The organism is Lentzea sp. NPDC004782 (assembly GCF_040609115.1).
GTDB lineage: Bacteria > Actinomycetota > Actinomycetes > Mycobacteriales > Pseudonocardiaceae > Lentzea.
Genome location: NZ_JBEXJN010000127.1, coordinates 1 through 10,191, shown reverse-complemented (window position 1 = coordinate 10,191; position 10,191 = coordinate 1). Strand labels below are relative to the sequence as shown.

Below are 10,191 nucleotides of genomic sequence, written 5' to 3'. Positions count from 1 at the left end.
GAGCTCTGTGAGAGGAACCCAAAGATGATCAAGCGGTGGCCGTACCCATGTCAAAGGTCAAGAGCATCCTGGTTAAAACACCAGGTGGACGAATGCGCCGTTCATCCGGGTCGGGTGCGCCGCTTCCGCCGGGCGTGCCAGATCTGCCGCACTGCCGTGCACCGTGCGATCAGGCCTCGCCAGGCGCGTGGTGACGTGGATGAAGGCGCCCTTGACCCACACCAGGTGGATGAAGGCGCCCTTCATCCACGTAACAGCCCGGTACGCGGGTTCAGGCCGGCTTGGTACCGCACGACTCCCGCACCGTCAGGGTCGGCCACAGCACCACCCGGTGCACCGGCCGGTCCAGCGGATCGGCCAGCCGGGCGAGCGCGAGCTCCGCGGCCAGTGCGCCGAGCCGGTGCTTCTGCGGCCGCACGGCCGTCAGGGGTGGGTCGGACGCCGCGGCCACCTCGTCGTCGTACGACACGACGGCGAGGTCGTCCGGCACGCCGATGCCCCGGTCGCGGGCGCGTTCCAGCACGCCGATCGCCTCGCGGTCGGCGTGCACCAGCACGGCGTGCACGTCGGCGGCGAGGCACTCGTCGATCACCTCGTCGACCGCGCGGATCCACTGCGGAGAGCCGTACGGCGGCACGTCGAGCGCGGGAACACCGTTGCAGGGCAGCGACAACGACGAGACCGCCGTGGTCCAGCCGGTGCGGATGGCTTCGCTGTGCGGGCTCTGCCGCGAGGTGACCAGGCCGATGCGGCGGTGACCGAGCGTGGCCAGGTGCCGCACGGCGAGGCCCGCGCCGATGGCGTGGTCGGTCACCGCGGCGTCGAGGGCGATCGTGGGCAGTTCCGGCGGGGGCAGCCGTTCGACCAGCACGACGGGGACGGACTGCGCGCCGAGCCAGCGCAGCAGTTCGACGCCGGCGCGGCCGGTCGTGCTCGGTGCGACGAGCAGGGTCTGCGCGCCGCGGTCGAGCAGCTCGTGCACGCGGCGGCGGTCTTCGGCGGCGTCGTAGCTCGACGCGCGCAGCAGCAGCCGTCCGCCCGCCGCGGCCACGGCGGTCTGCGCGCCCTGGATCACCGCGGGCCAGTAGTACTCCACCGACGGCGCCACCAGGCCGACCAGCGGATGCGCGGAGGCGGGCTGCGGTCCGCGCGGGAACGGCTCGGCGTGGCGGGGCATGGTGATCCCGCCGTGCACGCGCACCACGAGTCCGCGGTCGGCGAGCGCGGTCACGTCCCGGCGCACCGTCACCGCGGAAGCGCCGACGAGCTCCGCCAGGTCCCGCAATCGGACCGTGCCGTGCGTCCGGACGGCCCGCAGGATCAGCTCATGGCGCTGAGCAGCCAAGTTGCCGTTCATCACTTCACTTCTGATCGGTGTCGATCGTTTCTGATCGTTTCGTTGACCGCTGAGTGTGCCACGCGCTGAGGTGTGCCACATCACTCCAGCAGGAGGGTCAGCAATGGAGCTTTCCCCAACGCCGCGGAACGGCGGCCTCTCGCGCCGCGGGTTCCTGCGCGCCTCCGCCGCACTGGGCGCGGCGGGTCTGGCCGGCGGCTGCACCGCCACGGCCGCGCCACCGGGCGCCACCAAGGTCACCATCTGGTCGTGGCTGACGGGCATGGACAAGTACGTCGCCGCGTTCAACACCGCGCAACGGGACGTCTTCGTCGAACTGCGGGTGATCGCGGCGGGCTTGTCCGGCGGTTACGCCCAGCAGACCAACGCGATCCGCGCGCACAACGCACCGGACGTGCTGCACGTCGAGTACCAGGGCCTGCCGCAGATCCTGCTCACCGGCGGACTGCGCGACCTCACCGCGGACATGGCGGACCTGGAGAGCCAGTACTCGCCGGCGGCGTGGCGCGGAGTGCGGCCCGACGGCCGGACGTGGGGGGTGCCGATGGACCTCGCGCCGATGGTCTTCTACTACCGCAAGGACCTGTTCGACCAGCACGGCATCCCGTTGCCGCGCACGTGGGACGAGTTCCGCACGGCGGCCGCGGCCGTGAAGCAGGTCGACCCGCAGGCGCGGATCTGCTCGTTCCCGCTCAACGACGGCTCGTTCTTCGCGGGCGTGTCCTGGCAGGCGGGTGATCCGTGGTGGACCGCGCAGGGCGACACCTGGGCCGTCGACATCGCGGGCGAGGGCACGCTGCGCACCGGCGCGTTCTGGCAGTCGATGATCACCGGTGACCTCGTCTCCGGGGTCGTGCACGGCACGCAGGACTGGATCGCGGGAATGCACGACGGCAGGCTCTGGGGGCTGCTCGGCGCGTCCTGGAGCGTCGGCACCCTGGGCAGGTCGATCCCGAAGGACACCGGCCGCTGGGCGATGGCGACCATGCCGACCTGGAACGGCAAGCCCGCCAACGGGGTCCAGGGCGGCACGGCGTTCGGCATCTCCGCCGAGAGCAGGGTGCCGCAGGCCGCGATGACGTTCCTGCGCTGGCTCAGCACGAACCCCGACGTGCCGAAGATCGGCAGCACCTTCACCACGCCGTTTCCCGCGCACCTGCCCAACCGGGCGGTGGCGCGGCAGGCGTACAAGGGCGGCTACTTCCTCGGTGACCCCGTCTACGACGTGCTGGACGAGGCCGCGAAACGGGTGCCGGACTGGACGTGGGGACCGAACGCGCTGCGGCTGTTCTCCACGATCTCCGACACCTTCGGGCCGGTGCGCTCGGGCGGCATCACGCTGCCCGACGCGTTGCGCAAGATCCAGCAGCACGCCGTCGCCGACATGCGCGCCAAGGGACTCTCGGTGCGGGAAGGGAAAGCCGCATGAGCGTCCTCGCGCCCGAGCGCGCGCCCGTGCTCGACGAAACGACCGCCGAACCGGCGGTCAGGAGCCGCAGGAAGGACGTCGGTGGGCTGGTGCTGGCGGCACCGTTCGCGGTCCTGCTCATCGGCACCGTGCTGGTTCCCGTGCTGTACGCGCTGTACCTGAGCCTGTTCACCGAACGACTGCGAGGCCTGGGCTTCTCCGGCCCGGAGCACGTGTTCGTCTGGCTGGGCAACTACCTCGCGGTCATCGAGGACAAGGCGTTCCACACCGGTCTGGGCAACGTCGCGCTGTTCGCGCTCGTGCACATCCCGAGCACGATGATCGGCGCGCTCGTGCTGGCGCTGCTGCTGGACTCCGCCGTGGTGCGGCTGCGGCGGATGTGGTCGCTGGCGGTGTTCGTGCCGTACGCGGTGCCGATGGTCATCGGCGGCCTGATCTGGGCGTACCTCTACAGCCCCGCGATCGGCCCGATCAAGAACCTGCTGGGCTTCGACCCGTTGAGCCCCAACGCCGTGCTGCCGTCGATCGCGAACATCGCGACGTGGCAGTGGGTCGGGTACAACATGATCATCTTCTACACCGCGCTGCAGGCCGTGCCGAAGGAGATCGTCGAGGCGGCACGGGCCGACGGGGCCGGAGGGTTCCGCACGGCGTGGTCGATCAAGGTCCCGGTGATCCGCCCGACGATCTTCGTTGCGGTGGTGTTCACCGTCATCGGCTCGTTGCAGGTGTTCACCGAACCCATGGTGCTCAAGGGCTTCACCGGCACGGTGACCAGCACCTGGTCGCCGAGCATGTACGTGTACGAGGCCGCGTTCGTGGCCGGTGACAACGGGCGCGCCGCGGCGGCGTCGGTGCTGCTCGCGGTGATCTGCGCGGTGCTGTCGGCGGTGGTCATGCGCTTTTCGACGAGGAGGTCGCGGTGAGCACGGTCGTTGCGGACCGCAGGTCGCGGTGGGTGTCCGTGCCCGCGGTGCACCTGGTACTGGTCATTGCCGCGCTGTACAGCCTGTTGCCGCTGGTGTGGCTCGCCACGTCGGCGACCAAGTCGCTCGGCGACTTCTCCACCACCGGCGCGTTCGAGCTCGGCCAGTGGAACCTGTGGGCCAACGTCAAGGCGTTGTTCGCCCAGGAGAACGGGATCTTCTGGCAGTGGCTGCTCAACTCGGTGCTCTACGCGGGCGGCGGCGCGGTGCTCGGCGCGCTGATCTGCGCGGCCTGCGGGTACGCCATCGCCAAGACGAGCTTCCCGGGCAGGCGGCTGCTGTTCGCGCTGACGCTGACCGGCGTGCTCGTGCCCACCACGGTGCTGGCGCTGCCGATGTACCTGCTCGCCTCCGAGCTGCGGGTGGTGGACACGTTCTGGGCGGTGTTCGTCCCGTTGCTCACCAACCCGTTCGGCGTCTACCTCGCCAGGGTCTACGCGGACGCGGCGGTGCCGGACGAGGTGCTGGAGGCGGCCAGGGTCGACGGCGCGGGCCAGCTGCGCACGTTCTTCACGGTGGCGCTGCCGATGATGCGGCCCGGTGTGGTGACCGTGCTGCTGTTCCAGTTCATCGGGATCTGGAACAACTTCTTCCTGCCGCTGGTGCTGCTGACCGACCCGAAGCTCTTCCCGGTGAGCCTGGGGCTCTTCCAGTGGAGCACGCGGCAGACGCAGTTCCCGCAGTACACCCCGCTGGTGATCACCGGGTCGCTGCTCGCGGTGCTGCCGCTGGTGGTCGCGTTCCTGGTGCTGAACCGGCAGTGGCGCAAGGGTCTCGCGGCGGGGAGCGTGAAGTGACGGATCGTCGGCCGGAGGTCCTGCTCGCGATGAGCCCCGACGTGTTCGGCCTGCAGTTCGGAGCGTCGGAGCTGGACCGGCTGCGGGGACTGGCCCGCCTCGGCGATCCCCCGGTGGCGCACGACTTCTCCGCACCCGCCGTGCGCCGCCGCCTGGCCGACGTCGAGGTGCTGATCACCTCGTGGGGCTGCCCGCCGCTCGACGCCGAGGTGCTCGCGGCGGCGCCGAACCTGGGCGCCGCCCTGCACGCCGCGGGCAGTGTGCGCGGGCACGTCGGTGACGCCGTGTTCGACCGCGGCGTCCTCGTCACCACAGCGGCGCACGTCAACGCCGAACCCGTGGCCCAGTACACGGTCGCGGCGATCCTGTGGGCGTTCAAGAAGGTGCCGTTCCTCGCCGCGGACGCGCGCCGGTTCCGCGAGGACTGGGCCTACCGGGAGCGGCGCGGCGAGCTGTCCGGGCTGGGCCGCACGATCGTGCTGGTCGGGTTCTCCCGCGTCGGCCGCCGCGTGGTGGACCTGCTGAGACGGCTCGACCTGGGCCGGCTGCTCGTCGTCGACCCGGTCGTGGATCCGGCGCTGGTGCGGGCGGCGGGCGCCGAGCTGGTTCCGCTCGCCGAGGCACTCCCCCAGGCGGACGTGCTCAGCCTGCACGCGCCCGCGCTGCCGGAGACCCGGCACCTGATCGGCGCGGCCGAGCTGGCCGCGTTGCCGGACCACGCGACGCTGCTCAACACCGCTCGCGGGTCCCTTGTGGACACCGTGGCACTGGAAGAAGCCTGCGCTGGAGGACGTCTGCACGCGGTGCTGGACGTGACGGAGCCGGAACCGCTGCACGCCTCGTCACCGCTGTACGACCTGCCGAACGTGATGATCACGCCGCACGTGGCCGGGTCGCTGGGCTCGGAGACGAGGCTCATGGCCGCGGCGGCCCTGGACGAGCTGGAGCGTTACGTCGTGGGGCTCGCGCCCATCGAGCCGGTCACCCGGCAAGGTCTGGCCGTGCAGGCATGACCGCGCTGCCACCGGAGAACCGCGTCCTCTCCCCGCACACCGGCTGGACCCGCGCGCACTGGGAGGCGGTCGCCGACCGGATGCTCGCCGCCGTGCACCGGCACTGGTCGCCGCGGTGCGCGCGGATCGACCTGCCCGGCGAGCCCAGCCGCTACGGTCCCGTCTCCGACGGGCTGGAGGGGTTCGCCCGCACGTTCCTGCTGGCCGGGTTCCGGGTCGCGGGCGGCGGTGATCCGGCGCTGCTGGAGCGTTACGCGTGGGGCCTGAGCGCGGGCACCGACCCGCACTCGCCGGAAGCCTGGCCGCGTCCGGACCAGCTGGGGCAGGCGAAGGTCGAGGCGGCCTCGATCGCGCTGGTGCTGCAGCTGACCAGACCGTGGCTGTGGGACCGGCTCGACGACGACGTGCGGGAGCGGGTGGTCGGCTGGCTGGGCACCGTCGTCGGGCAGCCCTACCCGCCGATCAACTGGGTGTGGTTCCGGATCGTCGTCGAGTCGTTCCTGCGCGAGGTCGGCGGTCCTTGGTCCGCGGAGGACGTCGAGCACGATCTGGCGTTGCACGCGTCGTTCCGGCGCGAGGGCGGCTGGCTCAGCGACGGCGGGGAACGCGCGTACGACCACTACACCGGCTGGGCGCTGCACCTGTACCCGTTGCTGTGGACGCACCTGTTCGACGTGCCGGACTCGCTGTGTTCGCAGGAGCTTCGCCGGACGTGGGCCGACGACCTCTCGCGGTACCTGGAGGACGCGGTCGCGCTGGTCGGCGCCGACGGCTCGCCGTTGATGCAGGGTCGCAGCCTGACCTACCGGTTCGCCGCCGCGGCACCGTTCTGGGTCGCCGCGCTGACCGGGGTGTCCGGTCCGGCACCGGGACTGCTGCGCCGGGCCGCGTCCGGGATGCTGCGGCACTTCGTCGACCGCGGTTCGCTCGAACCGGACGGGGTGCTGCGCCTGGGCTGGCACGGCGGCTGGCCGGCGATCCGGCAGGCGTACTCCGGGCCGGGATCGCCCTACTGGGCCGCCAAGGGCGTGCTCGGGCTCGCCCTGCCCGCGGACCATCCGGTGTGGACGGACGTGGAACGCCCGCTGCAGGTGGAGACCGGGGACTTCACCCGCGTGATCGCCGCGCCGGGCTGGCTGGTGTCCGGCCGCCGGGCCGGCGGCTTCGTCACCGCGGTCAACCACGGCACCGACCACGCGTTGCCGGGTGACCGGCGCACGGACTCCCCGTGGTACGCCAGGCTGGGCTACTCCACGGCGACGATGCCGCCGCTGGACCTCGTCGACAACTCCGTGGCGCTGCTCGACCTCCGGGGTGCCGCGAGCCACCGCGCGGGCTTCCGGACGCTGTTCACCGACGAGCTGCCGGGCGGTGTGGTCGCCGGCGCGTCCGCCGGTCCCGTCCGCTGGGTCGACACCAGCACGGACGACTCACCCGACCACGGTTCTGGGCGAGAGGGCGAGGTGGTGGACGGACCGCCCGTGCTGGTGGTCTCGGTCGTCCGCGAGGGCGTGGAGATCCGCATTGTGCGCATCGACGGCGAGACCGATGCGCGGCTACGCTTGTCCGGCTGGCCGGTCACCGCCGACAGCAGGCCTCACGCGGAGTCCGTGGCACGCCCAGGAGTCGTGGTGATCGGTACGCACGTCCGCTCGTCGCTGTACGGCCTGCGCGGCCTGGACCAGTCCGGTGTGGACACCGAACGCGGTGTGTCGCCGCTGGGCAAGTTCGCCGCCGTGCCGTGGCTCGCGACCAGCGGTCCCGTCACGCGCGGTCATCTCGCCGCCGCGGCGGTGCACCTGGACCGCGACGGCGCGACCGTGACCGGCCCGCAGATCACCGTGCACGGCAACGACGTCGTGCTGCGGTGGAGCGACGGGCTCGACACGAGGATCACCCTGCCCAATCCTTAGGAGGAACCCCATGGTCACCCGCAGGACAGTGCTGTCCGGCGCCGCGGCCGCCGTCGCGGCGACGGCACTGGGCGCGAAAGCCGTCGCCGACCAGACCATCTCCGTCGACCCCGCCACCAGCTACGGTGCGTGGGAAGGCTGGGGCACGTCACTGGCCTGGTGGGCCAACGTGTTCGGCGACCGCGACGACTTCGCCGACCTGTGGTTCACCACCAAGTCCGTCACCTACAACGGCACGACGCTGCCGGGGCTGGGCCTGAACATCGCCCGCTACAACCTCGGCGCCTGCAGCTGGAACAGCGTGGACGGCGAGAGCATGGTCGCCTCGCCGAACATCCCGCGCTTCAAGCAGATCGAGACGTTCTGGCAGGACTGGCGCAACACCGACCCGAGCTCGTCGGCGTGGAACTGGAACGCCGACGCCAAGCAGGTCGCCGCCGTGACGAAGGCCGCGGCACGCGGCGCCACGACGGAGCTCTTCTCCAACTCCCCCGCGTGGTGGATGTGCCTCAACCACAACCCGTCCGGCGCGGCCAACGCGAACAGCGACAACCTGCAGTCGTGGAACTACCGCACGCACGCCTCCTACCTGGCCGAGGTGGCGCGGCAGTTCCGCTCCCGGTGGGGCGTCACGTTCCGCACGGTCGAGCCGTTCAACGAGTCCGCCTCCGACTACTGGTCGGCCACGGGGAAGCAGGAGGGCTGCCACTTCGAGCCGTCCACCCAGCGCACCGTGTTGCAGTACCTGCGCCAGGAGCTGGACAGCCGCGGCCTGACCGGGACGTGGATCTCGGCGTCCGACGAGACGAACTACGACGTGGCGCGCAGCTCGTGGGGCGCGTACGACGCCGCCACGAAGTCCGTGGTGAACCAGATCAACGTGCACGGATACCAGGGCTCCGGCGGCCGCCGCGACCTGCTCTACGCCGACGCGAAGGCCGCGGGCAAGGTGCTCTGGAACTCCGAGTACGGCGACAAGGACGGCACGGGCCTGTCGATGGCGAGCAACCTGTGCCTGGACTGGCGCTGGCTGCACCCGACGGCGTGGTGCTACTGGCAGGTGATGGACCCGACCCCGGCCTGGGCGTTGATCGCCTACGACCCGGACACGCTGCGCGCGGGCGCCGTGCAGAACAAGCTCTACGTGCTGGCGCAGTTCACCCGGCACATCCGGCCGGGCATGCGGATCATCGCCGCCTCCACCGGAAACGCCGCGGTGGCCCACGACCCGGACAACCGCCGGCTCGTGCTCGTCGCGGTCAACACCGCGACGTCGGCGCAGACGATCACCTTCGACCTGAGCAGGTTCGGCACCCTGCCCACCGGTCTGATCACCAGGTGGTCCACCTCCACGACCAGCGGCAGCGACCGGTACGTGCAGCGCACCGACGTCCAGTTGGACGGCAAGCTGCTGCGGGTTCCGTTCGCGGCGGGACAGGTGCAGACCTTCCAGCTCGACGGGGTCAGCGCGTAGCGACCGTCGATTCGAACGTCGAACTGCCGAACCGATCGGGAAAGCGCCTACCAAGCCGCACCACGAGAAGTAGCATCGATGCTCGCGCACTGGAAGAGCGCACTCGCCGCCGACGAACCCCCGTCGCAGAGAAGAGGTTCACCATGGTGAACAGCGCAGTGGCGAGCACGATCTCCGCAGCTCTCGTGGGTGCGGCGCTGGCAACAGCACCACCGGCCGTCGCCGCCACCACGCTCACGGTGGCGGCCGACGGCAGCGCCCAGTACCGCACCGTCCAGGCCGCGGTCAACGCGGCACCGGCCAACAGCTCCACCCGCACGTTGATCACGATCAAGGCGGGCACCTACCGCGAGGTGGTGCGGGTGCCCGCCGACAAGACCGCGATCACGTTGCAGGGACTGGGTTCCACCCCGGCGCAGACCGTCATCGTGTTCAACAACAGCGCGAGCACCCACGGCACGTTCAACAGCGCCAGCGTGTTCGTCGACGGCCGCGACTTCGCCGCCACGAACCTGACCATCTCCAACGACTACGCCGAGAAGCCCGGCTCCGAGGGCAACCAGGCGGTCGCGCTGCACCTCAACGCCGACCGCGCCGTGTTCCGCAACGTCCGCCTGCTCGGCGACCAGGACACGTTCCTGGTGAACGAGAACACCCGCGCGTACATGGCCGACTCCTACGTGGAAGGCACCGTCGACTTCATCTTCGGTGGCGGCACCATGGTGTTCGAACGCACCACCGTGCACGAGAAGCGCACGACCGGCGGTCCGATCACCGCCGCCAGCACCCCGGCCGCCAGGAAGTACGGCCTGCTGTTCTACCGCTGCACCGTCACCGGCGCGACCACCGACACCACCCAGCTGGGCCGGCCGTGGCGCCCGGCGGGTCAGGTCCTCTTCCGCGAGTCCACCCTGACCGCCACGATCAGGACGTCCCAGCCGTGGATCGACATGAGCGAGAACTCCTGGAAGAAGGCCCGGTTCGCCGAGTACCGCGACACCGGGCCCGGCGCGGGCACGAACGCCAACCGCCCCCAGCTGCCGGATTCCCAGGCCGCCGACCACACCCCGCAGAAGTACCTGGCGGGCAGCGACGGCTGGAACCCGCGCTGACGTGAGGCGCGCCCCACGACCTTGCACCACAGGGTAGTTGATCTTTATTAATGGGGGGGGGAACCACCGGGGGGTGTGGTTAGCGGGCGGGGGTAAAAGTGAAAAAACCG

Annotated in this window: 9 protein-coding genes; 7 read left to right on the top strand and 2 right to left on the bottom strand. The window is 70.9% G+C overall.

Annotated elements, in window-relative coordinates; genetic code table 11:
• Positions 1 to 72 precede the first annotated feature (72 nt).
• Both ABZV40_RS45690 and ABZV40_RS45685 read right to left on the bottom strand, forming a co-directional pair.
• Positions 73 to 246, bottom strand: a complete 174-nt coding sequence (locus ABZV40_RS45690; protein ID WP_355456384.1) for a hypothetical protein — start codon at positions 244 to 246, stop codon at positions 73 to 75.
• Between the two features lie 25 nt (positions 247 to 271).
• Positions 272 to 1,357 (bottom strand): substrate-binding domain-containing protein, encoded by a 1,086-nt coding sequence (locus ABZV40_RS45685; protein WP_355456383.1) that lies wholly within the window; start codon positions 1,355 to 1,357, stop codon positions 272 to 274.
• Between the two features lie 103 nt (positions 1,358 to 1,460).
• Here ABZV40_RS45685 and ABZV40_RS45680 point away from each other — a divergent pair, with 103 nt between their 5' ends.
• The 7 genes from ABZV40_RS45680 (at position 1,461) to ABZV40_RS45650 (ending at position 10,081) form a co-directional block, all read left to right on the top strand.
• Entirely contained in the window at positions 1,461 to 2,786 is a 1,326-nt protein-coding gene (locus tag ABZV40_RS45680; RefSeq protein ID WP_355456382.1) for an extracellular solute-binding protein, read from the top strand.
• Positions 2,783 to 3,712, top strand: a complete 930-nt coding sequence (locus ABZV40_RS45675) for a sugar ABC transporter permease (RefSeq protein ID WP_355456381.1) — start codon at positions 2,783 to 2,785, stop codon at positions 3,710 to 3,712. Before ABZV40_RS45680 ends, ABZV40_RS45675 begins: the two co-directional genes overlap by 4 nt.
• A 47-nt stretch (positions 3,713 to 3,759) precedes the next feature.
• On the top strand, positions 3,760 to 4,569 hold the full coding sequence (locus ABZV40_RS45670) for a carbohydrate ABC transporter permease (RefSeq protein ID WP_355456385.1): 810 nt from the start codon (positions 3,760 to 3,762) through the stop codon (positions 4,567 to 4,569).
• Positions 4,566 to 5,582 carry a hydroxyacid dehydrogenase gene (locus ABZV40_RS45665; protein WP_355456380.1) on the top strand — a complete coding sequence of 339 codons (1,017 nt, stop codon included), beginning with the start codon at positions 4,566 to 4,568 and terminating at the stop codon, positions 5,580 to 5,582. The genes ABZV40_RS45670 and ABZV40_RS45665 overlap by 4 nt, the downstream gene beginning before the upstream one ends.
• Entirely contained in the window at positions 5,579 to 7,495 is a 1,917-nt protein-coding gene (locus ABZV40_RS45660) for a DUF2264 domain-containing protein (protein ID WP_355456379.1), read from the top strand. Before ABZV40_RS45665 ends, ABZV40_RS45660 begins: the two co-directional genes overlap by 4 nt.
• Before the next feature lie 10 nt (positions 7,496 to 7,505).
• Entirely contained in the window at positions 7,506 to 8,969 is a 1,464-nt protein-coding gene (locus tag ABZV40_RS45655) for a glycoside hydrolase (protein ID WP_355456378.1), read from the top strand.
• A 143-nt stretch (positions 8,970 to 9,112) separates the two neighbouring features.
• Complete coding sequence (locus ABZV40_RS45650) at positions 9,113 to 10,081, top strand: pectinesterase family protein (protein WP_355456377.1); 969 nt, start codon at positions 9,113 to 9,115, stop codon at positions 10,079 to 10,081.
• Positions 10,082 to 10,191 lie beyond the last annotated feature (110 nt).